A 25288-nucleotide genomic window follows, 5' to 3' on the forward strand; every position below is an offset into this window, starting at 1 on the left:
TCAGAGCGTCTCGAGCCAGCGGCGGGTTTCGCGCGGGGACGTCAGCCGGACGACGGCCGGGCCGGGCGGCTCGGCGGCCCACGCCCGGATGCGGGCCCGCTTGCGCGCGAACGACCGGAAGTGCCAGCGGATGATCGAGTCCGCGGAGAACACCTGCCGGAGCGACTCGACGTTGCCGTTGCAGATCCGCTGCCGGGTCACCGACCGCACGAACGTCCGGCGCACCAAGCGGCCCAGCGAAAGCCAGCGCGGGTAGTCGAGGCCGACGACCAGCTGGGTGCGCGGCAGCACGATGTCCTGCCACTTGCTGTAGACGGCGTCGAGGACCCAGCGCTCCTGGGCGCACACCTCGGCGATCCGGCGGCGTTGTTCGTCGTCGGGGGTGCCGACCCAGCCCGGCTGCCAGCCGATGTCGTCCGCGGCGTGGTAGGGCAGGCCGGTCCGCTCGGCGATCCGGGCCGCGAGCGTCGACTTGCCCGAACCGGTCACCCCGACGATGACGATGCGGTCAGGCGTCGAGGTCACGGGCGGGCTCCCGCGGTCCGCGGTAGGGCAGGGTCTGGCTGTAGACGAGGTTCGTGGTCGTGCTGCCGAACTGGGACAGCTCGTCGACCGTGCGCTCGAGGTGGGCCATCGAGGCGGCGGCGATCTTGAGCGTGTAGCAGTCGTCGCCGGTGGTGCGCAGGCATTCGAGGATCTCCGGACGCTCGGCGAGCAGCTTGTGCAACGGCTCGTGCCTGCTGCCCGGGTACTTGAGGCGGACCACGGCGAGCACCGGGTAGCCGACCTTGCCGAGGTCGATTTCCGCGCGGTAGCCGCTGATCACGCCGGCGGTCTCCAGCCGCCGGAGACGCTCGGTGGCCGCGGACGCGCTGAGGTTCACGCGGCGGCCGAGCTCGGTGAGCGGCAGCCGGGCGTCGCGCTGGAGCTCGACGAGGATCGCCCAGTCCGTCGGATCGAGACTCTCGGTCATACCGCGAACATACCGTGGAATCCACGGCGGAACGGGCCGAACGCCGTGATCGTTCCCTTCCGGATCCGGGCAAATCGTCGATAGCCTTTCCGGGTGAAGATCGGCGTGAACGTCCCCAATTTCGGGCCCGGCACGAACCCCGGTGTGCTGCGCGCCTGGGCGCAGACGGTCGAAGGGCTCGGCTACGACCTGCTGATGGTGTCGGACCACGTCGCCATCACGCCGGACGTCGCCGGGCAGTACCCGGCGCCGTTCTACGAGCCGTTCACGACGTTGTCGTGGCTGGCCGGGGTGACCCGGCGGATACGGCTGGGCACCACGGTGCTGGTGGTGCCGTACCGGCACCCGTTGCTGGTGGCGCGGATGGCGGCGAACCTCGACGAGCTCAGCGGCGGCGGCCGGCTCGTGCTCGGCGCCGGGATCGGCTGGGCGAAGCAGGAGTTCGAGGCGCTGGGCGTGCCGTTCGAGCAGCGCGGCAAACTCACCACCGAACACCTGCGGGCGATCCGCGCGGCCTGGGCCGAGCGCGACGACTACCGCGCGGGCCCCATCCCGCTGTGGCTCGGCGGGCACAGTGACGCCGGGCTGCGCCGGGCGCTGGAGCTCGGCGACGCGTGGCACCCGCTGCGGCTGACGATGGCCGGGTTCCGGGAAACGCTGGGGCGCCTGGAAAAGCTGGCGGGCGACCGGCCGGTGCCCGCCTTCGCGCCGCGGATCCTGTTGCGGCTGACGGCGGCGCCGGTGACCGGGCCGGACCGGCGCGCCGGTGAGGGCACGCTCGAGCAGGTCCTCGACGATCTGGCGCAGTTGCGGGCGCTGGGGGCGGACACCGTCGTGCTCGACCCGTTCGACTCGGACCCGGCCGAAACGCTGCGCCCGGAGGTGGCGTGGCGAGACCTCGCGGCAGTGGCCGCGTCCTGGAGGGAGAACCTGTGAAGGACACCGAAGAAGCCCTGCTGCGGCGGGCGATCGAGCTCGCCCGAGAAGCGCGCGAGGAACACGGCAACCCACCGTTCGGCTCGCTGCTGGCCGACGCCGACGGGAAGATCCTGGCCGAGGACCGCAACACCTCGCTGACCGACAACGACATCACGGCGCACCCGGAACTGAAGCTGGCCCGCTGGGCGGCCCAGAACCTGGACCCGGAAACGGCGGCGGCCACGACGATGTTCACCAGCACCCAGCCGTGCGGGATGTGCACCGGCGCGATCGAACGGTCCGGGCTCGGCCGCGTCGTCTACGCGCTGTCGACCGAACAGTTCCTCACCCTGCGCCCGCCGCTCACGTGGGGCCACCACAAGATGGAGGGCCCCGCCCTGTTCGACGAAGCCCGGGTGCCGGTCGAGGGCTATTACCAGTGACGGAGTACCAGGTGCGCCCGGTGGCGCGCATCGAGTCGCCCCTGATGGACCGCGCGACGGCCCCGAAGCAGGGCGACGAGGGCGCGCCACCGTCCCGGGTGGTGTTCGACCCGAAGTTCACCCCGGCGGCGGCCGACCTCCGGCCGGGCGACCGCCTGGTGCTGCTGACGTGGCTGCACGAAGCGGACCGCGAGGTCCAGTCGGTCCACCCGCGCGGCGACCGGGACCGCCCGAGCACCGGGGTCTTCTCGACCCGCTCACCGGACCGCCCGAACCCGATCGGCCTCCACACGGTGACGGTGACGGCGGTCGAGGGCGGCACGCTCACGGTCACCGGCCTGGAGGCCATCGACGGCACCCCGGTCCTCGACGTGAAACCGGTCCTCGGCGAGGTGGCCGAGCGCTGAGCCAGGCCATCACGATCCGGGCACCGCGGTAACGGACCCCCACGGCCGCGCGACCTCCTTCGTGCGTTCGGAGCAACACCCGAACGCCGAACGGAGGAGCCGCGATGACGAACGCGTTGGACCCTGCTCTGCCGGATCCGTGGACGCCGCAGCAGACCGTGTCGCCGTTGCGCACCAGAACGAACCCCTGGCACCTGCTTGGCGCGGGTGCGGCGGGCGCAGCTCTGGTGGGTTCCCTGTGGGTCGGGCTGGATCTGGCCCACTCGAACTCGCCGAGCGCGCCGGTCGGCGGCTCCGGGGCAGCGTTCGATCTCCGTGGCACGTTCACGCTGTACAGCCGCTACGGCACGTGCGGCGGCTCCGGCGGCTACTCGGACATCACCACGGGGACGGCCGTCACCGTCTACAACGCGGCGGGCACCGTGCTTTCTCAGGGAGCGCTCGGGACCGGGCGTCCGGACGGTGCCGGCAGCTGTGTGTTTTCCCTCGCCGCGCCGAATGTCCCGGCGAGCGAAAAGTTCTACCTCGTCGAGGTGTCCCACCGGGGCCGGATCATGGTGCAGCCCGAAGACGCGCGGAACGGGAAAGTCGCGCTGAGCCTGGGAAGCTGATCAGTAGTCCTTGAAGCCCTTGCCGGTCTTGCGGCCCAGCCGGCCGGCGGTCACGAGGTGCTCCAGCAGCGGCGCCGGCGCGAAGCCTTCCTCGCGGAACTCGTTGTACAGCGTCCGCTGGATGGCCAGGGAGACGTCCAAGCCGACGACGTCGAGCAGCTCGAACGGACCCATCGGCAGGCCGCAGCCGACCTTCATGGCCGTGTCGATGTCGTCCGCGCCCGCGTAGTGGGCCTCCAGCATCTTCACGGCGTCGTTGAGGTACGGGAACAGCAGCGCGTTGACGATGAAGCCGGCGCGGTCGCCGCAGTGCACCGCGTGCTTGCCCACCGCGGCGCAGACCGCGCTCGCCGTCGCCACCACGTCCGGGGCGGTCGCGATCGTCGACACCACCTCGACCAGCTTCATCACCGGGGCCGGGTTGAAGAAGTGGAGACCGACCACGTCGGACGGCCGGGAGGTCGCGGCCGCGCACTCGATCACCGGCAGCGAAGACGTCGTCGTCGCCAGCACCGCGCCGGGGCGGACCACCTCGTCCAGCGCGGCGAACACCGCCTGCTTGACCGAGAGCTCCTCGGCCACCGCCTCGACGACCAGGTCGACGTCGGCCAGTGCCTCGAAGTCGGTGACCGGCGTGATCCGGGCCAGCGCGGCCGCCGCGTCCTCTTCGGACAGCTTGCCCCTGACCACGGCCTTGTCGAGCGACTTCTTGACGCGAGCCACCGACGCCTGCGCCTTCTCCAGGCTCCGGGCACGCAGCACCACGTCGAGGCCGCGCTTGGCGAACACCTCCGCGATGCCGGTGGCCATCGTCCCGGTGCCGACCACACCCACCCGCGCCACCGGGCGCGGCGGGACCGCCTCCACTGTGGACACCGCACCGGAGGGGACCACGGTGGGCGAGTCCGGGGCGTCGTAGGTGTAGAAGCCCCGGCCGGTCTTGCGGCCCAGCAGGCCCGCGGTGATCATCTGCTTGAGCAGCGGCGCCGGCGCGTGCAGGCGGTTGCGGGACTGGTGGTACATCGTGTCGAGGATTTCGTTCGCGGTGTCCAGCCCGATCAGGTCGAGCAGCGCCAGCGGGCCCATCGGGTAGCCGCAGCCGAAGCGCATCGCCGCGTCGAGGTCCTCGCGCGTGGCGTAGCGCTGCTCGTACATCCGCACGGCGTGGTTGAGGTAGCCGAACAGCAGCGCGTTGGCGATGAACCCGGCCCGGTCGCCGATCACCACCGGCACCTTGCCGAGGCGCTCGGCGAACTCGACGGCTTCGGCGACCACGTCCGGCTCGGTCACCACCGTCTTGACGATCTCGACCAGCTTCAGCACCGGCGCCGGGTTGAAGAAGTGCATGCCGACGACCTTGCCGGGCCGCGCGGTGTGCACGCCGATCTCGGTGATCGACAGCGAGGACGTGTTGGACGCGAAGACCACCTCGGGCCGGGTGATCTTGTCCAGCTCGGTGAAGACGTCGGCCTTCAGCTCGAGGCTCTCCGGGATCGCCTCGATCACCAGGTCCACTTCGGACAGGTCTGACAGCGACGTGGAGTAGCTGATCCGGCCCAGCAGCGCCGCCCGCCCGGGCTCGTCCAGCTTCCCGCCGGAGAGCGCCCGTTCCGTGGAGTGCTCGAGGTGGCCGCGGCCGCGGGCGACGCCGGCTTCGTCGAGCTCGACCGTGACGACGTCGAGCCCGCTGCGCGCGAGCACTTCGGCGATCCCGGCCCCCATGGTGCCCAGGCCGACCACGCCGACCGTCGAGATTTCCCGCGCCATCGAGGCCTCCAGAGATGTTACTCGCTGGTAATTGGCCTCGATACTGCCACGGCGCACCGCCGGAAGCCCAGACGGAATCGAGTCAGTACCGCTCAAGTCACCCGGTCGGCGACGTCGGCTTCACTCGCCGAAATTGCCGTCCACCAGCTCCTTCGCCTTCTCCAGCGCCGCGGACGCCTGCGGGCCGCGCGCCCGCACGCGGATCCGGTCGCCCTGGCGCGCGCCGAGTGACATCAGGGCCAGGACGCTGTGGCCGTCGGCCTCCTGGTCGCCGAGGCGCACGGTCACTTCGGCGTCGAATTCGCTGAGCGTGCGCACCAGCACCGCGGCGGGCCGGGCGTGCAGCCCGACCTCGTTGTGCAGCTCCAGTTCGACCTCGGCGGCGTCGGCCGGGGCCTCGACGGGCGCCAGGTCCTCGGGGAGGCCGGCCGCGGCGGCGGCTTCGGCCACCGCGCGGCGATCCTGCCCTGCCTGCGCGGCGACCGCCGCCGCGATCGCGCCCTCGACCAGCGGGCCGTCCGCGACGACCGCGGCCGAGGGGTCGGCCAGTGATTCGACGGCGAGCTCGGCCGTCATCTGCGCGCTGCCGAGGTCGTAGAGCAGCACGACGCCGTCGCCGGAGCCGGCGCGCTGGGTGGCGGCGACGACCTCGTCGTAGTCCGTGCCGATCGAGCCGTCGGAGAGGCCGCCGGCGGGGACGATGGTGACGTCCGGCGCCATCTGGGCGGCCAGCTCGGCCAGGCCTTCGGCGAGCTTCGCGCTGTGCGACACGAGCACGATCCCCACGCTCACCGGGCGGCCTCCGCGAACGCCCGCAGCAGCAGCGCCGACGAGCGGGCGCCGGGATCCAGGTGCCCGACCGCGCGCTCGCCGAGGTAGGACGCCCGGCCCTTCCGCGGCACGAGGTCCACAGTGGACTCGGCGCCGGTGTCGGCCGCATCGGCTGCCGCGGTCAGCACCGCGGCGATGTCCCCGCCACCCTCGGCCGCCTTCTCCGCGGCCGCCACCGCGGGGATCAGGGCGTCGACCATGGTCGCGTCGCCGCCCACGGCCTTTCCGCGGGCCTGCACCCCTTCGAGGCCGGCGCGCAGCGCGTCCAGCAGCGCCGGGACGTCCAGCTCGCTGGCCGCGCCCAGCTTGGCCGAAGCGCGCAGGAAAGCCGTGCCGTACAACGGGCCCGCGGCCCCGCCCACCTTCGAGATCAACGTCGTCGCGACCAGCTTGAGCACCCCGCCGGGCGTGTCCGGAACCGCGGAATCGAGCGCGGCCACGACGGCCGCGAAGCCGCGGTTGAGGTTCTCGCCGTGGTCGCCGTCGCCGATCGCGCGGTCGAGGTCGATCAGTTCCACGCGGTGCTCGGCCACCACCGCCGCGGCGGCGCGCACCGCCGCGGCGACCCCTTCGGCGGTACAGGCCATCAGAGCCCCCACCGCAGCGCGGCGGTGTTGACCGGGGCGTCCCACAGCTCGGTCAGTTCGTCGTCCAGTTTGAGCAACGTCAGGCTCATCCCCTGCATCTCGAGGCTGGTGATGTACGGCCCGACCAGCCGGCGCTCGACCAGGATCCCCCGGTCGGCCAGCAGCCGCTCGGCGATGCCGTGGGCCAGGTAGAGCTCGACGAGCGGGGTGCCGCCCATCGAGTTGGTGAACAGCAGCACGCGGTCGCCCGAGGCGAACGGCAGGTCCGAAACGACCGCCTCGACCATCCGCGCCACCAGCGCGTCGGCCGGCTCGGCCGGGATCCGCTCGCGGCCGGGCTCGCCGTGGATGCCGATGCCGAACTCGATCTCGTTGTCGTCGAGGTCGAAGCTGGGGGTGCCGGCGTGCGGCACGGTCGGCGCGGTGAGCGCGACGCCGATCGACCGGACCTGGCCGATCACCTTCTGCGCCAGCTCGGTCACGGCGTCGAGCGAGTCGCCGCGCTCGGCGGCGGCGCCGGTGATCTTCTCCAGCAGCACCGTGCCGCCGACCCCGCGCCGGCCCGCGGTGTACGTCGAGTCCTTGACCGCGACGTCGTCGTCGATCACGACGCTGCGCACCTCGAGGCCCTCGGCGGCGGCCAGCTCGGCGGCCGTCTCGAAGTTCAGCACGTCGCCGGTGTAGTTCTTCACGATGAGCAGCGCGCCCGCTTCGCCGGTGGTCGCGGTGACCGCCGCCTGCACCGCGTCCGGCGTCGGCGAGGTGAACACCGCGCCGGGCACCGCCGCGGCGAGCATGCCGTGGCCGACGAAGCCGCCGTGCAGCGGTTCGTGCCCGGACCCGCCGCCGGAGATGACGGCGACCTTGCCCGCGACCGGCGCGTCGGCTCTGATCACGACGTCCGGTTCGTACTGGACACGAAGGACGTCGGCGTGCGCGGCGGCGAGCCCCCGCAGCGACTCGGCGACCACGTTCGCCGGATCGTTGATGATCTTCTTCACGGCAGCCTCCGACACATCGGCGGGTGGGGTGCCCCCTTCCTACCTCTCCGCGCGGCCCGCCGCCAGATCAAGGTTTGGGGAGCTTGGTGACCACGTTCTTCGCGATGGTCACCGCCTTGCCGCACGGGTCGGTGTCGTTGTCGGCATAGCCCTCGTAGTCCACCTGGGCCAGTTCGACGTCGTCGCCCTGCCACGGCCGGTGCTGCCACTCGACCCGGCACCGCGCCGAACCGCCGGTCTGCTGCTTCTGGAAGCCGGTCACGCCGTTGCCGAGGTCCACCTTGGAGTTGCCGTCGCCGGCGAGCGGGGGCAGGCCCGGCCGGAACCCGACCGTCACCGACGGGCCCCGGTCCTTCCACTCGCACGCGTGCAGGCCCGAGGGCGCGGGTTTCCCGGACGGCACGGCGGCGGTCACCGCCGCGGTGTCGGCCATCGCGCACGGATCGGCGGTCAGCACGGTGCCGGACGGCGTCGAGTACTTCTCCGGCGAGTTGTGCAGTTTCTGGACGACGGCCTCGGCGAACGTCTGCCCGGGACGGCAGGGGTCACCCGCGTAGGTGACCGTCACCTCGAGGCCGGTGTCCGGGTTCAGCGCCGTCATCGCGGCGACCGTGCAGTCGGTGTCGCCGGTCTTGTTCACGCGCAGCGGCAGCCCGCCGGCCACCCCGGTCGTCTTGTCGGCCCGCGGCACCACCGTGCTGCCGATCTCGAGCTCGAGCCGGATCACCTTGCCGCCGGGGTCCTTCACCTTGTTGCTGCAGGTGTCGAAGGCGATCGACGACGGCGCCGGGTCGTCCTCGACCGTGCCGAGGCCGAGGGCGCCGAGGGCGGCCTTGGTCAGGAACTGGCACGGCTGGATCGTGCGGAGCACGCCGGCCGCGACGGCGGGGTCGGTGATCGGGCCGTCGGCGACCTGGCCGGAGCCGGCCGCCGCGGGCACCGTCGTCCGGGCGAAGTTGGACTTGCCGAGGTCCGGCCCGCACGCCGTCAGCGGCAGCGCGAGCGCGGTGACCAGCAGGAACAGCTTCGGAAGACGGCGGCGCCGAGCGTCTGGGAACACGCGATGCACGGTAGCGGCACCCTCGCGCCGCTGTCCGGACAACCCGGCTATTCGCCCGCCGTGGCCGGTGTGTCGTCGCTCTCGGTCCCGGCCGGCACGACGAGCGGGCGCACCTTGGCCCAGATGACGAACAGCGCGGCGACCACCAGCATGCCGATGCCGGCCCACAGGTTGATGTTCACGCCGGCGGCCTTCGCGATCTCCTCGTCGGTCGTGAAGCCGATGCCCATGACGGTGAGGATGACGCCGTAGACGCCGATCAGCAGGGCGATGATCAGCCGGATGTCGAAGGCGCCTGCCTTGTGTGCGCGCGGCTGCGACTCGGTAGCCATTCCGACCTCCTAGAAGATGGCGTTCAGGGCGATGGTCAGGACCAGCACGATGCCCGCGAGCAGGCCCGGCTTGCGGTACCAGCCCGCGTTCTCGCCGGTGTCGTCGTGCTTCAGCGAATCCCGCGGGGTCAGCGAGTAGACGAGCCCGACCAGTTCCTCGTCCGGCTTCGGCCTGGTCGCCAGCGACACCACCACGCTGGCGACGATGTCGACGACGAACGCGGTCCCGGCGGCGACGAAGCTGATGCCCTGCCCGGTGAGGCCCAGCACCCCGGCCTGGGAAAGGCCCCAGACGGTGATCGCGGACGCCGTACCGAGCACCAGGCCCACCCAGCCGGCGTGCGGGGTCATCCGCTTCCAGAACATGCCCAGGATGAACGTCGCGAACAGCGGCGCGTTGAAGAAGGAGAACAGGTCCTGCAGGTAGTTCAGGATGTTGCCGGAGTTCGACGCGATGAACGCGGTGCCGATCGCGAGGATCGTGCCGGCCGACGTCACGATACGGCCGAGGTTCAGGTAGTAGTGGTCCGGCTTGTCCTTCTTCACGTACGTCTGCCAGATGTCGTACGTGAAGACGGTGTTGAACGAGCTCAGGTTCGCGGCCATGCCGGCCATGAACGAGGCCAGCAGGCCCGCGATGGCGATGCCGAGCATGCCGTTGGGCAGCAGGTCGCGCATCAGCAGCAGGAGCGCGTTGTTGAAGGTGACGCCGCTCTCGGCCTTGCCGCCGTCGAGCAGCACCTGCTTGTCCTTGACGTACTCGGACACGGTGACCGCGGCGATCATGCCGGGGATGATCACGATGAACGGGACGAGCATCTTCGGGAAGGCGCCGATGATCGGCGTCCGCCGCGCGGCGGACATGCTCTTCGACGCCATCGCGCGCTGGACCTCGACGAAGTTCGTCGTCCAGTAACCGAAGGAGAGCACGAACCCGAGGCCGAACACGATGCCCAGCACCGAAAGCAGGCTGTTGCCGAAGCCGGTCAGGTTGTCACCGGGCCACGAGTGCAGCTGCGCGGTGCCGCCCGGGCTGTTGGTCACCTTGTCGACCAGGCCCTGCCAGCCGCCGACCTTGACCAGGCCGATGATCGTCAGCGGCACCAGCGCGATGACGATGACGAAGAACTGCAGGACCTCGTTGTAGATGGCGGCGGAGAGGCCGCCGAGCGCGGTGTAGGAGAGCACGATCGCGGCGGCGACGATGATCGACACCCACAGCGGCCAGCCCAGGAGCAGGTTCACCACGCTGGCCAGCAGGAAGAGGTTCGCGCCCGCGATGAGGATCTGGGCCGCGGCGAAGCTGATGCCGTTGACCAGGTGGGCCGGCTTGCCGAAGCGCCGCCGCATGAACTCCGGGACGCTGCGGACCTTGGAGCCGTAGTAGAAGGGCATCATCACGATGCCGAGGAACAGCATCGCCGGGATGGCGCCGATCCAGAAGTAGTGCACGGTCGGCAGGCCGTACTGGGCGCCGTTGGCCGACATGCCCATGACCTCGACGGCGCCGAGGTTCGCCGAGATGAACGCCAGGCCGGTGACCCAGGCGGGCAGCGACCGGCCGGACAGGAAGAAGTCGAGGCTGCTCGACACCTGCCGCCGCGCCAGGTACCCGATGCCGAGCACGAGCGCGAAGTAGAACGCCAATTCGATGTAGTCGATCGCGCTCGCGTCGAGACGCAGGTTCGCATCGGCCAGTACGAGCACCCGACCCACCTCCGGCAGTTCCTCTTTGAAACAGGACAAGATCCGACAGGAATCACCAGCATCCCGTCGGATCCGGACAGTACTGCATGGATTCAGGGTCGGCACGCCGACGTGTCCACAATGGCCGAAGGGCGCGCCTCCCCCGGTCACCACCAGGGGAAACGCGCCCTCGTACACGCGCCGCGGGAGCGGCTGGAATCAGCGGTCGGTCGGCACCGCGATCTCGCCGTCCTCCTCGATCAGCTTGGCGAGCACGGCGTCGGGCAGGTAGGTCCGGTGCGGGAAGCCCGGGCCCCAGGAGTTGAGGATCGGCACGGCGCCGAGCTCGTCGGCCCGCGGGTTGGCGAGCACGGAGTGCACGTCGTCGACCGACTTCGCCCAGCGGAACGCCTTGATGCCCTGCTTGGCCTCGGCGGTGTACTTCTCCCGCGCCTGCCACTCGTCGTTCGCGTAGGCGTCGTCCCACAGGACGTGCCCGGTGTCCTTGAGCACCTCGGCCGCGGCCCGGACCGACGTTCCGTTGTCGTCCCCGGGGTTGGTCTCGGGCCACTCGTCGCGCTTCTTGGCCGAGTCCCAGAGCCAGCGGGCCGCGTACTCGCTGCCGTTGAAGATCGACATGCACCGCGACCAGCCGAAGCCGACGCAGGCGCCTTCGTGGCCCTGGTCGTAGAACGCGTACCAGGCGTCGGTGTCCGGGGTGCCGCCCGGCTCGAGGCACACGCAGTGGCCGCCGCGGATGTGGCCGAGCTTCTTGACGCCGGCCTTCGCGATGAAGAACTCACCGGACTTCTCGTCCTGCTCGGGCTGGTCGAACGCCGAGTACCAGTTGACCCCGATCACGACCGGCGACCGGGTGGGCCGGTCTTCGTCGGCCAGCGCGCCGAGCGGATACCGTTCCACGTGCCGCCAGTCGTCCGGAATGAACCGGCCCAGGCGCGGGTCGACCGGATCGGAACCGAGTGGGCGATAACGCATGACTTCCTCCTTGCGTGCAGGCCAAAATGCGCGCACACCGGCCGGCTGACATGCGCACCCCGAGCTCGAAGGCGGACTGAAACGTTGGCACGACAAAGAAGAGACGGCCGAGCGCACCACCCTCCGGCACGCCGGACACACCGGCGGAACCCCTCGAATCGAGTGTCGCACGGCAACGGCGAATAGGATCCCGATCTCACCCGATTAGCGCAGGAATCGCAGTGAAAAAGTTTCCGCTGACCACACGGGCACCTATCGGGTCAAAGATTTCCTGGCGGAGTGATAATCACCGAATCAGATACATCGATTTCGGTATCGATTCGGTATCGCCCTGGATACCGCCCGTTCGGGCGGCCGCGGGGTCAATTTTTCAACGACCCGGGGTCAGTCCGCCACCCGCCGGAAGCGTGGCACGCGGCCGGCGGGCGTCTCGACCGCCTCCGCGAACATCGCCGCCGGGCGCACCCACAGCCCGCGCTCGCCGTAGAGGGCGCGGTACACCACCAGTTCCTCTTCGGTCTCGCTGTGCCGGGCCACCCCGATCACCTCGTACTCGCCGCCCTTGTAGTGGACGTAGCGACCGGGCTCCACGTCAGAACAGCCGGAACTCGTCGGACTCGATGCCGCGCAGCTCGTCGTAGTCGAGCGTCAGGCAGCGGATGCCGCGGTCCTCGGCCAGCGTGCGGGCCTGCGGCTTGATGATCTGGGCCGCGAACACGCCCTGCACCGGCGCCAGCAGCGGGTCGCGGTTGAGCAGTTCCAGGTAGCGCGTCAGCTGCTCGACGCCGTCGATTTCGCCGCGTCGCTTGATCTCGACCGCCACCGACCGGCCTTCGGCGTCACGGGCCATGATGTCGACCGGGCCGATCGCCGTCGGGAATTCGCGGCGGACCAGCGTGTAGCCGTCGCCGAGGGTCTTGATGTGCTCGGCCAGCAGTTCCTGCAGGTGCGCTTCGACGCCGTCCTTCTGCAGGCCCGGTTCCGCGCCCAGGGCCTGGGAGTAGTCGTGGAAGACCTCTTCGATCGAGATCACCAGCTTCTCGCCCTGCTTGTTTTCGACGATCCAGAGCTTGCCGTCCTCGATCAGCCAGCAGGGCGGGCTCATCCAGTTCAACGGCTTGTACGCACGGTCGTCGGAGTGCACCGACACCGAGCCGTCGGACTTGACGAGCAGCAGGCGGGTGGCCATCGGCAGGTGGGCGGTGAGCCGGCCGGCGTAGTCGACCTGGCACCGCGCGATCACGAGACGCACCCGAGGAGGGTAGGACAGGGTCGGTGATACTGGGCGGGTGGACCCCATTCAGCGTGTCGCGTCCCGCGAGGTGTACCGGAACAACTGGATGACGGTGCGGGAGGACGAAATCCGCCGCCCCGACGGCTCGCCGGGCATCTACGGCGTGATCGACAAACCGGCGTACGCGCTGGTCATCGCCCAGGACGGCGACCGGTTCCGGCTGGTCGAGCAGTTCCGCTACCCGCTCGGCGAGCGCCGCTGGGAGTTCCCGCAGGGCACCGCGCCGGACCTGGCGGACGTGCCGCCGGCCGAACTGGCGGTGCGGGAGCTGCGCGAGGAGACCGGGTTGCGCGCCGGCTCGATGGTCGCGCTCGGCAAGCTCGACGTCGCGGCCGGCATGAGCAGCCAGCGCGGCTGGGTGTTCCTCGCCACGGACGTCACCGAGGGCGAGCCGGAGCGCGAGCACGAGGAGCAGGACATGCGCAGCGCGTGGTTCGCGCGCGCGGACGTCGAGAAGATGATCCTCGCCGGCGAGATCACCGACGCGCAGTCGATCGCCGCATGGGCCCAGCTGATGCTGTTCGAGCGCACTCAGGGGTGATCAGTCGGGCCAGGAGGGCTTGCGCTTCTCCAGGAACGCCGCCATGCCTTCGCGGGCGCCGGGCAGCTGGGACGCCGCGGCCATGACCTCCAGCGCGATCGCGTACGCGTCGGCTTCGGGCCGGTCCAGCTGGGCGTAGAGCGTCACCTTGCCCATCGACTTGCTGGCGCGGCTGCCGCGCGTCGCCCGGGCCAGCAGCTCGGCCACGGCGTCGTCGAGCCGCTCGTCGGGGACGACCCGGTTGACCAGACCCCAGTCGAGCGCGGTCGCCGCGTCGATGACGTCGCCGGTCAGCGCCAGTTCCATCAGCCGCTTGCGGCCGATCGAGCGGGCCACCGGGACCGCCGGCGTGTGGCAGAACCAGCCGCCCTTGCCGCCGGGCAGCGCGAAGCCCGCCGACTCGGCCGCCACGGCGAGGTCGCACGACGCCACGAGCTGGCAGCCCGCCGCGGTGGCCAGTCCGTGCACCCGGGCGATGACGACCTGCGGGATCGACTCCATCGTCTTCATCAGGTCGGTGCACAGCGTCAGCAGCTCTCGCACGCCCACCAGGTCGCGCGCGGCGACGTCGGCGAAGTCGTGCCCGGCGGAGAACACCGGGCCGTCGGCGGCCAGCACGACGCCGGTCGCGTCGGACGTCCCCGCCTCGTGGAACGCGGCGAGCAGCTCGGCCAGGTGGTCGGCGGAGAGCGAGTTGCGCCGCGCTGCCCGGTTCATGGTGATCGTGACGGTGTCACCGTCGCGCTTGACCAGGATGTGCTGGTAGTCGGTCATGCCCCGACGGTAGTACGTCCCGAGCGGAATGTGCGCCGGTAGCTGTCCGGGCCGACGCCGGCTTCCGCGCGCATCCGCCGCCGCAGGTTCGCCGCCGTGCCCAGCCCGGACCGCTCGGCGACCCGCTCGACCGGCAGCGACGTCGTCTCCAGCAGCCGCTGCGCGTAGCGGACGCGCTGGACGCGCAGCCAGCGTCCGGGTGTCACGCCGGTGGCCGCGGCGAACTCGCGGTGGAACGTCCGCTCGCTCATCCGCGCGTGCCCGACCAGGTCCTCGACGCCGATGCCGTCCCCGAGCCGCGCCAGCGCCCAGTCCATTGTGGACGACAGGCCGGGCTGCGCAGCGGTACCGGGCAGCGGGTTGTCGACGTACTGGCGCTGCCCGCCTTCGCGCGCAGGCGGCATCACGAGCCGGCGCGCCAGCGTGGCGGCGACGTCGGCGCCGTGGTCGCGCCGGACGAGGTACAGGCAGAGGTCGAGGCCGCCGACGACGCCGGCGGAGGTCAGGACACCGCCGTCGTCGGTGTAGAGCACGTCACGCTGCAGCTCCGCCCGCGGCGCGACGCGGGCGAGGCCGTCGAGGTCGCGCCAGTGGGTGGTCGCCGGGCGGCCGTCGAGCAGGCCGGCGGCGGCCAGGGTGAACGCGCCGGAGCACAGCCCGGCGACCGTCCGGCCGTCCCGGTGCGCCCGCCGCAGCGCGCGCACCGCCGCCGGGGGCACCGCGGCGAGGGGGTCGTCGCGGCCCGGCGCCAGCACGAGGTCGCAACCGTCGAGCCCGGTGAGCCCGTGGGTCGCCGGGATGTCCCCGAACGGCGAAGCCGCGGTGCGCACCCGGCCGGGGCTGCACAGGCGGAGCGTGAACGGGCCGATCCCGCTGTCGGTCCGGTCCTGGCCCCAGACCTCGCCGATCACCGCCAGGTCGAACATCCGGGTGCCCGGGAGCAGCAGAACGCCGATGGTACGCATGGCAGAAAAGTATCGCATCGCGCATCTTCTGCCACTCCCCTCGCCCGGCGCGAACCCGCGAAACTCGGCGACATGACCGAAACGGCACTCATCCTGATCGACGTCCAGCGCGGGTTCGACGCCCCGGAGTTCTGGGGCCCCCGCAACAACCCGGGCGCCGAAGCGAACATCAAGGCTCTGCTCGACGCGTGGCAGGAGCGGCGGCTCCCGGTGGTGCTCGTGCGCCACGACTCGCCGAAGCCCGGCTCGCCGCTGCGGCCGGGGCAACCGGGCAACGACTTCAAGCCCGAACTCGACGGCGCCCGGCCGGACCTCGTGTTCGGCAAGAAGGTCAACTCGGCGTTCATCGGCGACGTCGACCTCGACGCGTGGCTGCGCAAGCGCGGCATCACGAGCTTCGTCGTGGCCGGCATCCAGACGAACTTCTGCTGCGAAACCACCGCGCGGATGGGCGGGAACCTCGGCTACGCAGTGACTTTCGCGCTCGACGCCACCTTCACGTTCGACCTCGAAGGGCCGGACGGCAGCGTCCTCGCCGCCGACGAGCTGTACCGCGCGACGGCGACCAACCTGCACGGCGGCGGGTTCGCCACCGTGCAGTCCACAAAGGACATCCTGGCCGGGCTCAGCTGAGGCCGTGCCGCTCGCGGATCAGGCTGACGATGCCGTCCATGATCCCGGTGAGCTCGTAGTCCTTGGGCGTGAACACCCGGGCGATGCCGCGTTCGGCGAGCAGCGCGGCGTCGTCCGGCGGGATGATCCCGCCGACGATCACCGGCACGTCGCCCGCGCCCGCGGCACGCAGGCCGTCGACGACGTGCGGGACGACCTCGAGGTGCGAGCCGGAGAGCACGGAAAGCCCGACGACGTGCACGCCTTCCTGCACCGCGGCCGCGACGATCTGCTCGGGCGTCAGCCGGATGCCCTGGTAGACGACCTCGAAGCCGGCGTCGCGCGCCCGGACGGCGACCTGCTCGGCGCCGTTGGAGTGCCCGTCCAGGCCCGGCTTGCCGACCAGGATCCGCAGCCGTTCGCCCAGCTCCGCCTCGGTCGCCCGGACCCGCTCGCGCACGCGCTCGAGCGCCGGGTCGCCACCGCCGGCGGCCGCCGCGGAAACCCCGGTGGGCGCCCGGTATTCGCCGAACACCTCGCGCAGCGCACCGGCCCACTCGCCGGTGGTCACCCCGGCCCGCGCACAGTCCACAGTGGCCTCGAAGAGGTTTTCCGCGGTCTGCGCCCGCTCCTTCAGCGTGGCCAGCGACCGCTCGACGGCGTCGTTGTCCCGCTGGGAGCGCCATTCCTCGATGGCGGTGACGGCGGCCTTCTCGACGGCGGGGTCGATCGTCTCGATCGCCTTCGCGCCTTCGGCCTGCAGCGGCGACGGCTCGGTCGTCTCGAACTTGTTGACCCCGACCAGGACCCGGTCGCCGTTCTCCATCTCGCGGCGGTACCCGGCCAGCGAGGCGACCAGCTGCGACTTCATGTAGCCGCTCTCGACCGCGGCGACCGCGCCGCCGAGGTCCTGCACGCGGGCGATCTCTTCACGGGCGCCGGCCATGATCTCGTCGACCTTGGCCTGGATGACGTGCGAGCCGTCGAAGATGTCCTCGTACTCCAGCAGGTCCGTCTCGAACGCGAGCACCTGCTGCATCCGCAGCGCCCACTGCTGGTCCCACGGCCGCGGCAGGCCGAGGGCCTCGTTCCACGCGGGCAGCTGGATCGCGCGGGCGCGGGCGCCGCGGGAGAGCGACACCGCGAGCATCTCCAGCACGATCCGCTGGACGTTGTTCTCCGGCTGGGCTTCGGTCAGCCCGAGCGAGTTGACCTGCACGCCGTAGCGCAGCCGGCGGGCCTTGGGATCCGTTACGCCGTAACGGTCGCGCGTGAGCTCGTCCCAGAGCGCGGTGAACGCGCGCATCTTGGACATCTCTTCGACGAACCGGACGCCGGCGTTGACGAAGAAGGAGATCCGCGCGACGACCTTCGCCATGTCGGCTTCGTCGACCTGCCCCGAGTCGCGCACGGCGTCGAGCACGGCGATCGCGGTGCACAGCGCGTACGCGACCTCCTGCGTCGGCGTCGCCCCGGCTTCCTGCAGGTGGTAGCTGCAGATGTTGATCGGGTTCCACTTGGGCACGTGGTGCACGGTCCAGGCGATCACGTCGGTGATCAGCCGCAGGCTCGGCCCCGGCGGGAAGATGTAGGTCCCGCGGGACAGGTACTCCTTGATGATGTCGTTCTGCGTGGTGCCGGCGAGCTTGGCGAGCACCTCGTCGACGTCCCGCCCCTCGGCCTCGGCCTGTTCCCGGGCCACGGAGACGTACAGCGCGAGCAGCCACATGGCCGGCGCGTTGATGGTCATCGACGTGTTGGCCTCGGCGAGCGGGATGCCGTCGAACAGGCGTCGCATGTCGCCGATGTGCGACACCGGGACGCCGACCTTGCCGACCTCGCCGCGGGAGAGCTGGTGGTCCGGGTCGTAGCCGGTCTGGGTGGGCAGGTCGAAGGCCACCGAGAGGCCGGTCTGGCCCTTCGCGAGGTTGCGCCGGTAGAGCTCGTTCGACGCGGCCGCGGAGGAGTGCCCCGCATAGGTCCGCATCACCCACGGTCGGTCTCGCTCGCGGTCCGTTGGGTACGGCACAGGACACCTCCGGCGGTGGACGTTTCGTCGAGTGTACCGACCGGTAACATACGGTGGCAGTGCTGTTGAACACGTCCGGGTGACGTCAGTCCGCCGCCTGTGCCGCCTCGACCAGCTCGCGGAGCCGCTCGGGTTCCGCCACGGCGACGAACTTGACCGGGCTCCGGCTGCCGAGGAACCGTACGGGCACGGAGTATCCGAGGATCTCGACGACCAGGTCGGGTTCGCCGAAGGTGAGCGTGCCGAGGCCGGCGCGGCCGAGCCAGGTGACCGACGGCGGGTGCGGACCGAGGTCCGCCGCGCCGAGGATGCGGCCCGACACGCGGTCGGCGATCAGGGCCCGCTGGTCGGTCACCGCGTACACCGTGCGACCCGCCACCCACATCCGCGTGAGCACCCTTCCCCAGACGCCCGCGAGAGTCAGGACCGCCACGATCAGGTTGACGAACGGGAATTCCTGGTCCGGAACGGGCTCCAGCCAGGCGAACAACCCCGCCGCCACCGTGCCGGCGGCGGGAAGGAACCATTCGATTCCGGTCGGGGCCACCCGCTGCGGCCGTCCCGACCACAGCAGTCCTTCCCCCGGCAGCAACGCGATGAACGGCTCGTACACGGCGACCTCCTGTTCGCAGGGGTGACGCCGGGGACGGCCGTTCCGGTTGCCCTGGAGTTCAGGCGGCTTCGGGCGTTTGGCGGGCCTTGGCTTCGTCGATCGCCTTGGTGAGCAGGTCGCGGACCCGCTTGGGCTCGCCGACGCCGATCAGGGTCACCGTGCCCGAGCCGAACGTGAGGGTGCCGGTGCGGGACGGGCCCGGCTTGAGGGACGGCGTGGGCAGGCCGGCCAGCTCGCTGGAGCGTTCCTTCTGCCGGAACAGGCCCGAGCGCGCGATGATCCGGCTGTCGGTGACCGCGTACGTCGTGCGTCCGAGCGCGAGGTACCGGACGATCGACCGGCCGATCGCGCCGTAGAGGCCGAGCGCGAGAACGACCACGGCCGCGACCATCGTGGGACCGCTCGGTTCGCGGGTGAGCAGGAACCACAGAGCGGCGGCAGCGAGGACGAGCCCGGCCGGGGCGATCACCCCGTCGGCCGCGACGTAGAGCGGGCGGTGGACCGGCTCCCCCGCCCAGAGCACGCGTTCACCGGGCAGAAGCTCGATTTCGCCAGCTGACATGGCCGAACACTACTCCGCCGAGGCATCTCCCGCCGAGTCCCGCGCGCGGCACACGTGGTCGTACACCCTCTGTGCGTGGTCGATCGCGCGGAGCACCAGATCGCGTTCGGCGTTCCGGTCGAAGTGGACCGTCCGGCGCAACCGCCGGTCTTCGGCGCCGGCGAAGGTGATCGTGCCGGTGCCGTCGGGGTGCGGTTCCCATGTCGGCTCGGGCAGCTCGGCCATCGGGTAGACGCGCTCCTCGAACTTGCCGTCCTCGTCGGTGTGGACGACGATCCGCCGGTCGGTCACGAAGTACTCGACCAGCTCGACGGCGTCCAGCCGCCGCCGGGCGGCGAACGCGCCGATGCCGCCCACGACGATCGAGAAGACGGCGCCCCCGACTTCGCCGTCGATCACGAACCAGCCGGTCACGCTCAACCACACGAGGAACAGCGCGACGAGCAGCTTCCGGTTCTTCTCCGCGGCCGGCACGGGCCGGGGCGAGCACTGCCAGAGCAGGTTTTCGCCGTCGGCCAGCCTGAGTTCCCCCCGGTTCATGCGTTCAAGCTACGCCGCGAACCGTGTGACCGAAATCCGCGAGACCGGGCCGGTACCGATCGGTTAGCGTGGGCAGCCGTGACGTGGAGTTCGTACGGAAGTTACCTGGTCATCGTGGTCCTGATCGTCCTCGCGCCGGGGCCGGACACGATGGTCATGCTCAAGAACGCGCTGTCCGGCGGGTTCCGGGGCGGGCTGCTCGCGTCGCTCGGCATCTTCGCCGGCAACGCCGTGCAGGGCAGTGCCGCCGCGCTCGGGCTCGGCGTCGTCATCGCCCGGTCGCAGCCGGTGTTCCTCGCGCTCAAGTGGGCCGGCGCCGCCTACCTCGTCTTCCTCGGCGTCCAGGCGCTGCGCGGCGCGTTCCGCGGCGACTACCACGCCGTCGAAGCGGCCCAGCGGCGCCGGGGCGGCGGCTTCCGGCGGTTCCGCGAGGGCTTCCTCTCCAACATCACCAACCCGAAGGTGCTGGTGCTGTACCTGTCCGTGCTGCCGCAGTTCCTCGACCCGGTGCGCACGACGACGTGGGACGCGCTCGCGCTGGCCTACACCGTCGCCGTGCTGGGCGTGTTGTGGCTGCTGGTGCTGCTGGTGTTCGTGCACCGCGTGCGCGCGTGGCTGGAACGCCGCCGGGTACGCCGTGCCCTGGACGGCGTCACCGGCACCGCGCTGCTCGGGTTCGGCGCCGCCCTGGCCTTGGAGTCCTGATGACCTGGAGCACGTACGCCGGCTTCGCCGGGATGATGGCCTTCCTGGCGATGATGCCGGGCCCGGACACGATGGTGGTGCTGAAGAACGCCCTGACCGGCGGCGCCCGCGGCGGCGGCTGGGCGTGCGCGGGGATCACCGTCGCGAACTTCCTCCAGGGCACCGCCGCCGCCCTCGGCCTGGGCGCGGTGATCACCCGCTACCGCCCGGTGTTCGAAACGGTGAAGTGGCTCGGCGCGGCCTACCTGGTCTTCCTCGGCATCCAGGCCCTCCGCGGCGCCTGGCGCGGGAACTACGAAGCCCTCGAAGACGTCCGGAGGGCCCGCGCGTCCCGCGGCAGGCGGTTCCGCGAAGGGTTCCTGTCCAACATCACCAACCCGAAGGTGATCGTGCTGTACCTGTCCGTGCTGCCGCAGTTCCTCACGCCGTCCTCGACACTCGAGGACTCGCTTCTGCTGGCGTACACGGTGGCCGCCCTGGGCGTGGTGTGGCAGGTGCTGCTGCTGTTCTTCGTGCACCGGGTGCGCGGCTGGCTGCAGCAGCGGAAGGTGCGGCGGGCGATGGACGGCGCGACGGGCGCGGCGCTGGTCGGCTTCGGCGCGGCACTCGCCCTCGAGGGTTAGCGCTTCGAAGGCCGGAGCGTCCGGTCCAGCCAGTCGTAGATCCGGCCCGCGGCCAACCGCTGGGCTCCGACGTGGCAGTGCGCGTCCGCGCCCTCCTCCGCCGTGAACGTCAGCAGCGTCTTCGGTGCCTCCAGGTGCGCGTACAGCCGCCGGGGTTCCGTCTCCCGGTCGCCACCGAAGAAGAGGTCGTCCGCCGCTTCGCAGACCAGGACCGGGCAGGTGATCTTCTCCGCGACGCCGTCCTCGAGCGTGTACTCCAGGTACTTCGCGATGAACTCGCGATCGGTCGCCGCGCCCAGGACGTACCGGCCGTGGTCGCACGCCCAGCGCAGCGTCGGGCTGGCCTGCCGGCCCGCCGCGAGCAGCGCGTCGAACTCGTCGTCGTGGTCCGCGCGGGCCCGGCGCACGACCTCCGCACGCGGCCAGGGCAGCATCGACGTCACCGCGGTACCCGCGTCGTACACGCCGTCCACCGCGACCACCGCCGCCAGGCGGGGCTCGAACGCCGCCGCGCGCGGGGCCAGCTCGCCGCCCAAACTCACGCCCAGCAGGGCGATCCGCGCTGGGTCGACGCCGTCGAGGGCCAGCGCGAAGTCCACCACCGGCGTCACCACGTGCTCCCAGTCCGGCCGGAACACGAGCTTCTCGTGCCGGATCGCGCTGGGCTGGCCCGGCCCGTCGAACGTCAGGACGTGGTAGCCGTGCGAAGCGCCCGCCGCCGCGCCCATGAAGTGACATTCCTCGGCGCTGCCGTCGAAGCCGTTGTGCATGATGAGCAACGGCTTCGGCCCGGAACCCGGCGCGCGGTAGAGGTAGCCGCGCAGAACCGTGCCCTCATAAGGGATTTCGACCGGTTCGGCGACCTCCGCCCGCCGGAAGCACTCGACACTCCGGTCGTACGCCGCCGCGATGCGCGGGTCCGCCGGGTCGCCGTGCAGGAAGAACTCCGACGAGAAGTAGTACGTCGACGCGCGCAGCAGCAGGTCGCGTGCGGTGACGGGCCCGGCCTCGGCCGCTTCGGCGTACAGCCGGTCGGCCAGCGCGCGGTAGGCGTCGTGCCAGCTGTCGTAGTCGCCCGGTGTCACCGTCGATGCCGCCGCGACGACCTCGCCGAAGTCCGAGCCGCCGTAAGCCGCGTGACCGAACAGGCGCAGGGTTTCGAACCAGAACTGCTGGTCCTCTTCGAACATCAGCTGCTTCATCGGATCTCCTCCTGCACAAATGTTTCGAACGCACGGGCCGGCCGCCCGGTGACCTGCTCGACGGCCGGGGTGACGCGGTCTTCGGCGCCGCGGCGGATGTCCTCGTCGAGGGCGGCCAGCACGCGGGCGAACTCGGCCGGGATCCCCGACGCCGTCACCCGCTCGGCGAACTCGGCGGTGCCCACGGCGCGGTGCCGCACCGGGCGGCCGAGGTGCGCGGCCACGACCGCCGCCGCTTCGGCGTAGCTCAGCGCGGCCGGGCCGGTCAGGATGTGTTCGGTGTTGTGCGGCACCGGATCGGTCAATGCGCGGACGGCGACCGCGGCGATGTCGGCGGCGTCGACGAACGCGACCCGGGCGTCGCCGGTGGCCGTGACGATCTCGCCGTCCCGCACACCCCGCGCGACCAGGTGCTCGCCGGTGAAGTTCTGCATGAACCAGGACGGCCGCAGCACGGCCCACTCCGGCATCGCGCGCACCAGCCGCGGCAGTTCGCCGAGCCCGGGGGTGTCGTCGGTGACGGCCGACGAGCTGAGCAGGACGACCCGCCGGACGCCCGCGGCCCGTGCGTCGTCCAGGAAGGGCGCCACCAGACCGGCGGGCGAGACTTCGCCGATCGGGGCCAGCAGGTACACCGCGGAGGCCCCGCGCAGCGCGTCGGCGTGGGTGGTGCGGTCGGCCCAGTCGAACCGGACCTGACCGGGCTCGGCCGGCTTGCGCGTGGCCGCGCGGGCCGTGACACCGTTCGCGCGCAGGCCCGCGACGACCCGCCGGCCGGTCGTGCCGGTGCCGCCGAGGACCAGGACGTCAGCCACTGAACGCCGCCGTCAGCTCTTCGACGCCGCCGAGGACCTCGGCCGCGGCCAAGGGGCTCCAGTAGTCGCGGTAGTGCCGGATTTCGCCGTCCTCGACGGTGATCACCGCGATGTACGACAGCTCGTACGGCTTCTGCGACGCCACCACGACCCCGGCGACGGTCAGCTCGACCACCACCACGGCCGGATCGGTGGTCTCGTGCACGGTCTTCGCCGTGATTTCGCGGATGTCCAGCAGATTCGGGTAGTCACGCAGGTATTCGCGGATCGCGTCGCGCCCCTCGACGCGCTTGGGGTAGCCCGGACCCGCGAACGGAAACTCGAGGACGCCGTCCTCGGCCCAGAGCCCGGCGAACCCGGCCATGTCGTGCTTGAGCAGCAGATCGAGCGCGTGCTCGACGAAGTCACGCATCACAGTCTCCCTCGACGTTCGGACGAGACGGTACCGTCCCGACGTCAGTCACCATAGACGGGACGGTACCGTCCCGTCCACCCGCTAGACTGCGATCCATGGCACGCACCCCGACCGGCGCCGCGGTCCTCCAGCCCGAGGTCACGCAGGCGATCACCGACGCCGTCCTGCAGGAACTCGCCGACCAGGGCTACGGCCGGCTGTCGATGGAGGCGGTGGCCAAGCGGGCCGGCGTCGGCAAGAGCGCGCTCTACCGGCGCTGGCGGTCGAAGGACGAAATGATCGCCGCGGTCGTCACGGAGTTCAGCGTGACGCGGGCCGCGGAGGCGGACACCGGCTCACTGCGCGGCGACCTGCGGGAGACCATGCAGGCCCTGATCGACTGGCTGACGCACCCGCTGTTCTCGCGGATCCTGCCGGACCTGGTCGCCGAGGACGCGCGGAACCCGGAGCGAAGCCGCAGCACGCGCGAGCAGATCGGAGGGCTGCGGCGCGAGGCCGGCGAGGCGACACTGCGCCGGGCCATCGCGCGCGGCGAGCTGCCCGCGGACCTCGACCTGGAAATGGCGCTGGACGTCCTGGCGGCGCCGATCTACTGGCGCCTGGTGGTCCGGCAGGCCGAAGCCGAACCGGACTACGTGGACCGGCTGGTGGCGTACGCCCTGCGCGCACTGGGCGCGCAGGGCGCCTGACTCAACTCCGGTCGGGCTCCCCCGCGACGCGCTTGATGTTCGCGCCCAGGCGGTTCAGGTTCTCGACGAAGTGCGGGTAGCCGCGGTCGATGTGGAAGACGTCCCAGACCTCGGTGACGCCGTCCGCGCACAGGCCCGCCAGCACCAGCCCGGCGCCCGCGCGGATGTCCGACGCCCAGACCGGCGCGCTCGAGAGCTTCTCGACGCCGCGGACCACCGCGTGGTGGCCGTCCGTGCGGGCGTCGCCCGACAACCGGACCATCTCCTCGATGAACCGGAACCGCGCCTCGTAGACGTTTTCCGTGATCATCGACGTGCCTTCGGACACCGCCGACAGCGCCACCGCGAACGGCTGCAGGTCGGTCGCGAAGCCGGGGTACGGCAGCGTCACCCAGTCGACCGCCTTCGGGCGCTCCGGCTGGACCACGCGGAAACCCTTGTCACCGAACGTTTCGACGTCCGCGCCGGCCAGCTGCAGCTTGTTCAGCACCAGGTCGAGGTGGTGCGGGTTGACTCCGCGCACGGTGATGTCGCCGCGGGTCATCGAGGCGGCGAACGCCCAGGTGGCACCCACGATCCGGTCGCCGATCACGCTGTGCGTCGTCGGGTGCAGCTGCTCCACGCCGTGCACGGTCAGCGTCGACGTCCCGGCGCCTTCGATCTTCGCGCCCATCTCGGTGAGCATCGTGCAGATGTCGACGATCTCCGGCTCGCGCGCGCAGTTGTCGATGACCGTGGTGCCTTCGGCCAGCACGGCCGCCATCAGGATGTTCTCGGTCGCGCCGACGCTCGGGAAATCCAGCCAGATCTGCGCGCCCACCAGCGTCTCCGCCTTCGCGACGACGCAGCCGTGCTCGATCGTGCTCGTCGCGCCCAGCTTGCGCAGGCCGTTCTGGTGCATGTCCAGCGGGCGCGAGCCGATCGCGTCACCGCCCGGCAACGCCACGACGGCCTGCTTCAGCCGGCCGACCAGCGGCCCCAGCACGCAGACGGACGCGCGCAGCTTGCCCATCGCCGCCGAGTCCGCGCGGTGCGACAGCTCGGCCGGCGTCGTGATGGTGGCGGTGTCGCCCTCGATGACGACCTCGCAGCCGACGCTCCGCAGCACGTCGCCCATCAGCGGGACGTCGAGGATCTGCGGGCAGTTCGTGATGGTCGTGGTGCCCTCCGCGAGGAGGGCGGCGGCCATCAGCTTCAGCACGCTGTTCTTGGCGCCGACCACGTCGACCTCGCCGACCAGCCGGGCACCACCATGCACGTCGAAGTGCTCGCTCATGGCCGCCAATCATGCCCTCTC

General features: G+C 71.2%; 31 protein-coding genes. 9 read left to right on the top strand and 22 right to left on the bottom strand.

Translation table 11 applies throughout. The features are described 5' to 3' along the window. Together ACWED2_RS01310 and ACWED2_RS01315 are read right to left on the bottom strand one after the other, a co-directional pair. Positions 1-525 (bottom strand): adenylate kinase, encoded by a 525-nt coding sequence (locus ACWED2_RS01310; RefSeq protein WP_449688425.1) that lies wholly within the window; start codon positions 523-525, stop codon positions 1-3. Beyond that, positions 509-973 carry an Lrp/AsnC family transcriptional regulator gene (locus ACWED2_RS01315; protein WP_449688426.1) on the bottom strand — a complete coding sequence of 155 codons (465 nt, stop codon included), beginning with the start codon at positions 971-973 and terminating at the stop codon, positions 509-511. Before ACWED2_RS01315 ends, ACWED2_RS01310 begins: the two co-directional genes overlap by 17 nt. A gap of 93 nt (positions 974-1066) precedes the next feature. Here ACWED2_RS01315 and ACWED2_RS01320 point away from each other — a divergent pair, with 93 nt between their 5' ends. From ACWED2_RS01320 to ACWED2_RS01335, 4 genes are all read left to right on the top strand, one after another. Beyond that, positions 1067-1909, top strand: coding sequence for an LLM class flavin-dependent oxidoreductase (locus ACWED2_RS01320; protein WP_449688427.1), 843 nt, complete (start codon positions 1067-1069; stop codon positions 1907-1909). Further along, a complete protein-coding gene (locus ACWED2_RS01325) occupies positions 1906-2334 on the top strand; it encodes a nucleoside deaminase (RefSeq protein WP_449688428.1) in 429 nt (142 codons plus the stop codon). Before ACWED2_RS01320 ends, ACWED2_RS01325 begins: the two co-directional genes overlap by 4 nt. An 11-nt stretch (positions 2335-2345) precedes the next feature. Continuing rightward, positions 2346-2741 carry a tRNA (N6-threonylcarbamoyladenosine(37)-N6)-methyltransferase TrmO gene (gene tsaA / locus ACWED2_RS01330; RefSeq protein ID WP_449688638.1) on the top strand — a complete coding sequence of 132 codons (396 nt, stop codon included), beginning with the start codon at positions 2346-2348 and terminating at the stop codon, positions 2739-2741. 104 nt (positions 2742-2845) lie between these two features. Beyond that, complete coding sequence (locus ACWED2_RS01335) at positions 2846-3352, top strand: hypothetical protein (protein WP_449688429.1); 507 nt, start codon at positions 2846-2848, stop codon at positions 3350-3352. On the opposite strand, the gene ACWED2_RS01340 is transcribed toward ACWED2_RS01335, so the two are convergent. The 10 genes from ACWED2_RS01340 to nucS all read right to left on the bottom strand — a co-directional run bounded on the left by ACWED2_RS01340 (position 3353) and on the right by nucS (position 12864). After that, positions 3353-5119: a 3-hydroxyacyl-CoA dehydrogenase family protein gene (locus tag ACWED2_RS01340; RefSeq protein WP_449688430.1), complete on the bottom strand. Its 1767-nt coding sequence runs from the start codon at positions 5117-5119 to the stop codon at positions 3353-3355. A gap of 120 nt (positions 5120-5239) precedes the next feature. Next, on the bottom strand, positions 5240-5911 hold the full coding sequence (dhaM, locus tag ACWED2_RS01345; RefSeq protein ID WP_449688431.1) for a dihydroxyacetone kinase phosphoryl donor subunit DhaM: 672 nt from the start codon (positions 5909-5911) through the stop codon (positions 5240-5242). After that, positions 5908-6537 (bottom strand): dihydroxyacetone kinase subunit DhaL, encoded by a 630-nt coding sequence (gene dhaL, locus ACWED2_RS01350; protein WP_449688432.1) that lies wholly within the window; start codon positions 6535-6537, stop codon positions 5908-5910. The genes dhaM and dhaL overlap by 4 nt, the downstream gene beginning before the upstream one ends. Further along, positions 6537-7538, bottom strand: a complete 1002-nt coding sequence (gene dhaK / locus ACWED2_RS01355; RefSeq protein ID WP_449688433.1) for a dihydroxyacetone kinase subunit DhaK — start codon at positions 7536-7538, stop codon at positions 6537-6539. The genes dhaL and dhaK overlap by 1 nt, the downstream gene beginning before the upstream one ends. A gap of 67 nt (positions 7539-7605) precedes the next feature. Then, positions 7606-8598 (bottom strand): DUF3558 domain-containing protein, encoded by a 993-nt coding sequence (locus ACWED2_RS01360; RefSeq protein WP_449688434.1) that lies wholly within the window; start codon positions 8596-8598, stop codon positions 7606-7608. 47 nt (positions 8599-8645) lie between these two features. Further along, on the bottom strand, positions 8646-8930 hold the full coding sequence (locus ACWED2_RS01365; RefSeq protein ID WP_449688435.1) for a hypothetical protein: 285 nt from the start codon (positions 8928-8930) through the stop codon (positions 8646-8648). 9 nt (positions 8931-8939) lie between these two features. After that, positions 8940-10637, bottom strand: a complete 1698-nt coding sequence (locus ACWED2_RS01370) for a sodium:solute symporter family protein (RefSeq protein ID WP_449688436.1) — start codon at positions 10635-10637, stop codon at positions 8940-8942. 198 nt (positions 10638-10835) lie between these two features. After that, positions 10836-11612 carry a hypothetical protein gene (locus ACWED2_RS01375; RefSeq protein ID WP_449688437.1) on the bottom strand — a complete coding sequence of 259 codons (777 nt, stop codon included), beginning with the start codon at positions 11610-11612 and terminating at the stop codon, positions 10836-10838. Positions 11613-11996: 384 nt separating this feature from the next. Beyond that, the gene (locus ACWED2_RS01380) at positions 11997-12203 is read right to left on the bottom strand and encodes a DUF1653 domain-containing protein (RefSeq protein WP_449688438.1); all 207 of its coding nucleotides are present in this window, start codon (positions 12201-12203) and stop codon (positions 11997-11999) included. A gap of 1 nt (position 12204) precedes the next feature. Beyond that, positions 12205-12864 carry an endonuclease NucS gene (gene nucS, locus ACWED2_RS01385; protein WP_167384890.1) on the bottom strand — a complete coding sequence of 220 codons (660 nt, stop codon included), beginning with the start codon at positions 12862-12864 and terminating at the stop codon, positions 12205-12207. 37 nt (positions 12865-12901) lie between these two features. Between nucS and ACWED2_RS01390 the strand changes: the two genes are divergently transcribed. Next, entirely contained in the window at positions 12902-13447 is a 546-nt protein-coding gene (locus ACWED2_RS01390) for an NUDIX domain-containing protein (RefSeq protein WP_449688439.1), read from the top strand. Here the strand turns inward: ACWED2_RS01390 and ACWED2_RS01395 are convergent, their stop codons facing one another. After that, positions 13448-14221 carry an enoyl-CoA hydratase-related protein gene (locus tag ACWED2_RS01395; RefSeq protein ID WP_449688440.1) on the bottom strand — a complete coding sequence of 258 codons (774 nt, stop codon included), beginning with the start codon at positions 14219-14221 and terminating at the stop codon, positions 13448-13450. Continuing rightward, positions 14218-15186 (bottom strand): GlxA family transcriptional regulator, encoded by a 969-nt coding sequence (locus ACWED2_RS01400; RefSeq protein WP_449688441.1) that lies wholly within the window; start codon positions 15184-15186, stop codon positions 14218-14220. Before ACWED2_RS01400 ends, ACWED2_RS01395 begins: the two co-directional genes overlap by 4 nt. A 72-nt stretch (positions 15187-15258) precedes the next feature. Here ACWED2_RS01400 and ACWED2_RS01405 point away from each other — a divergent pair, with 72 nt between their 5' ends. Further along, on the top strand, positions 15259-15819 hold the full coding sequence (locus ACWED2_RS01405) for a cysteine hydrolase family protein (RefSeq protein ID WP_449688442.1): 561 nt from the start codon (positions 15259-15261) through the stop codon (positions 15817-15819). Here the strand turns inward: ACWED2_RS01405 and ACWED2_RS01410 are convergent. The 4 genes from ACWED2_RS01410 to ACWED2_RS01425 all read right to left on the bottom strand — a co-directional run bounded on the left by ACWED2_RS01410 (position 15812) and on the right by ACWED2_RS01425 (position 19542). Continuing rightward, a complete protein-coding gene (locus tag ACWED2_RS01410) occupies positions 15812-17827 on the bottom strand; it encodes a protein meaA (protein ID WP_449688443.1) in 2016 nt (671 codons plus the stop codon). The two genes, ACWED2_RS01405 and ACWED2_RS01410, sit on opposite strands and share 8 nt — an antisense overlap. An 85-nt stretch (positions 17828-17912) precedes the next feature. After that, on the bottom strand, positions 17913-18440 hold the full coding sequence (locus ACWED2_RS01415; protein ID WP_449688444.1) for a hypothetical protein: 528 nt from the start codon (positions 18438-18440) through the stop codon (positions 17913-17915). Between the two features lie 58 nt (positions 18441-18498). Next, on the bottom strand, positions 18499-19002 hold the full coding sequence (locus ACWED2_RS01420) for a PH domain-containing protein (protein ID WP_449688445.1): 504 nt from the start codon (positions 19000-19002) through the stop codon (positions 18499-18501). Between the two features lie 9 nt (positions 19003-19011). Then, positions 19012-19542 (bottom strand): hypothetical protein, encoded by a 531-nt coding sequence (locus tag ACWED2_RS01425; protein ID WP_449688446.1) that lies wholly within the window; start codon positions 19540-19542, stop codon positions 19012-19014. A 78-nt stretch (positions 19543-19620) separates the two neighbouring features. Between ACWED2_RS01425 and ACWED2_RS01430 the strand changes: the two genes are divergently transcribed. Together ACWED2_RS01430 and ACWED2_RS01435 are read left to right on the top strand one after the other, a co-directional pair. Further along, a complete protein-coding gene (locus ACWED2_RS01430; RefSeq protein WP_449688447.1) occupies positions 19621-20247 on the top strand; it encodes a LysE family translocator in 627 nt (208 codons plus the stop codon). After that, a complete protein-coding gene (locus ACWED2_RS01435; protein WP_449688448.1) occupies positions 20247-20870 on the top strand; it encodes a LysE family translocator in 624 nt (207 codons plus the stop codon). Before ACWED2_RS01430 ends, ACWED2_RS01435 begins: the two co-directional genes overlap by 1 nt. Here the strand turns inward: ACWED2_RS01435 and ACWED2_RS01440 are convergent. The 3 genes from ACWED2_RS01440 to ACWED2_RS01450 are packed head-to-tail and all read right to left on the bottom strand — an operon-like array spanning position 20867 to position 23299. Continuing rightward, a complete protein-coding gene (locus ACWED2_RS01440) occupies positions 20867-22072 on the bottom strand; it encodes an alpha/beta hydrolase family protein (RefSeq protein ID WP_449688449.1) in 1206 nt (401 codons plus the stop codon). The genes ACWED2_RS01435 and ACWED2_RS01440 overlap by 4 nt on opposite strands. Further along, positions 22069-22887: an NAD(P)H-binding protein gene (locus ACWED2_RS01445; protein ID WP_449688450.1), complete on the bottom strand. Its 819-nt coding sequence runs from the start codon at positions 22885-22887 to the stop codon at positions 22069-22071. The genes ACWED2_RS01440 and ACWED2_RS01445 overlap by 4 nt, the downstream gene beginning before the upstream one ends. Next, positions 22880-23299, bottom strand: a complete 420-nt coding sequence (locus ACWED2_RS01450) for a nuclear transport factor 2 family protein (protein ID WP_449688451.1) — start codon at positions 23297-23299, stop codon at positions 22880-22882. The genes ACWED2_RS01445 and ACWED2_RS01450 overlap by 8 nt, the downstream gene beginning before the upstream one ends. Positions 23300-23397: 98 nt before the next feature. On the opposite strand from ACWED2_RS01450, the gene ACWED2_RS01455 reads away from it, so the two are divergent. Continuing rightward, positions 23398-23991 (top strand): TetR/AcrR family transcriptional regulator, encoded by a 594-nt coding sequence (locus tag ACWED2_RS01455; protein WP_449688452.1) that lies wholly within the window; start codon positions 23398-23400, stop codon positions 23989-23991. 1 nt (position 23992) lies between these two features. Here the strand turns inward: ACWED2_RS01455 and murA are convergent, their stop codons facing one another. Beyond that, positions 23993-25267, bottom strand: coding sequence for a UDP-N-acetylglucosamine 1-carboxyvinyltransferase (gene murA / locus ACWED2_RS01460; RefSeq protein WP_310967046.1), 1275 nt, complete (start codon positions 25265-25267; stop codon positions 23993-23995). Between the last annotated feature and the right edge of the window lie 21 nt (positions 25268-25288).

It is taken from the genome of Amycolatopsis sp. NPDC005003 (genome assembly GCF_053600695.1).

Excerpts from the sequence above, each read along its gene's own strand:
- ACWED2_RS01315 (WP_449688426.1), bottom strand. The coding sequence starts at position 973 with ATGACCGAGAGTCTCGATCCGACGGACTGGGCGATCCTCGTCGAGCTC.
- ACWED2_RS01335 (WP_449688429.1), top strand. The coding sequence starts at position 2,846 with ATGACGAACGCGTTGGACCCTGCTCTGCCGGATCCGTGGACGCCGCAG.
- ACWED2_RS01340 (WP_449688430.1), bottom strand. The coding sequence starts at position 5,119 with ATGGCGCGGGAAATCTCGACGGTCGGCGTGGTCGGCCTGGGCACCATG.
- dhaL (WP_449688432.1), bottom strand. The coding sequence starts at position 6,537 with ATGGCCTGTACCGCCGAAGGGGTCGCCGCGGCGGTGCGCGCCGCCGCG.
- ACWED2_RS01365 (WP_449688435.1), bottom strand. The coding sequence starts at position 8,930 with ATGGCTACCGAGTCGCAGCCGCGCGCACACAAGGCAGGCGCCTTCGAC.
- ACWED2_RS01375 (WP_449688437.1), bottom strand. The coding sequence starts at position 11,612 with ATGCGTTATCGCCCACTCGGTTCCGATCCGGTCGACCCGCGCCTGGGC.
- ACWED2_RS01395 (WP_449688440.1), bottom strand. The coding sequence starts at position 14,221 with ATGACCGACTACCAGCACATCCTGGTCAAGCGCGACGGTGACACCGTC.
- ACWED2_RS01400 (WP_449688441.1), bottom strand. The coding sequence starts at position 15,186 with ATGCGTACCATCGGCGTTCTGCTGCTCCCGGGCACCCGGATGTTCGAC.
- ACWED2_RS01405 (WP_449688442.1), top strand. The coding sequence starts at position 15,259 with ATGACCGAAACGGCACTCATCCTGATCGACGTCCAGCGCGGGTTCGAC.
- ACWED2_RS01420 (WP_449688445.1), bottom strand. The coding sequence starts at position 19,002 with ATGTCAGCTGGCGAAATCGAGCTTCTGCCCGGTGAACGCGTGCTCTGG.
- ACWED2_RS01425 (WP_449688446.1), bottom strand. The coding sequence starts at position 19,542 with ATGAACCGGGGGGAACTCAGGCTGGCCGACGGCGAAAACCTGCTCTGG.
- ACWED2_RS01435 (WP_449688448.1), top strand. The coding sequence starts at position 20,247 with ATGACCTGGAGCACGTACGCCGGCTTCGCCGGGATGATGGCCTTCCTG.
- ACWED2_RS01440 (WP_449688449.1), bottom strand. The coding sequence starts at position 22,072 with ATGAAGCAGCTGATGTTCGAAGAGGACCAGCAGTTCTGGTTCGAAACC.
- ACWED2_RS01450 (WP_449688451.1), bottom strand. The coding sequence starts at position 23,299 with ATGCGTGACTTCGTCGAGCACGCGCTCGATCTGCTGCTCAAGCACGAC.
- ACWED2_RS01455 (WP_449688452.1), top strand. The coding sequence starts at position 23,398 with ATGGCACGCACCCCGACCGGCGCCGCGGTCCTCCAGCCCGAGGTCACG.
- murA (WP_310967046.1), bottom strand. The coding sequence starts at position 25,267 with ATGAGCGAGCACTTCGACGTGCATGGTGGTGCCCGGCTGGTCGGCGAG.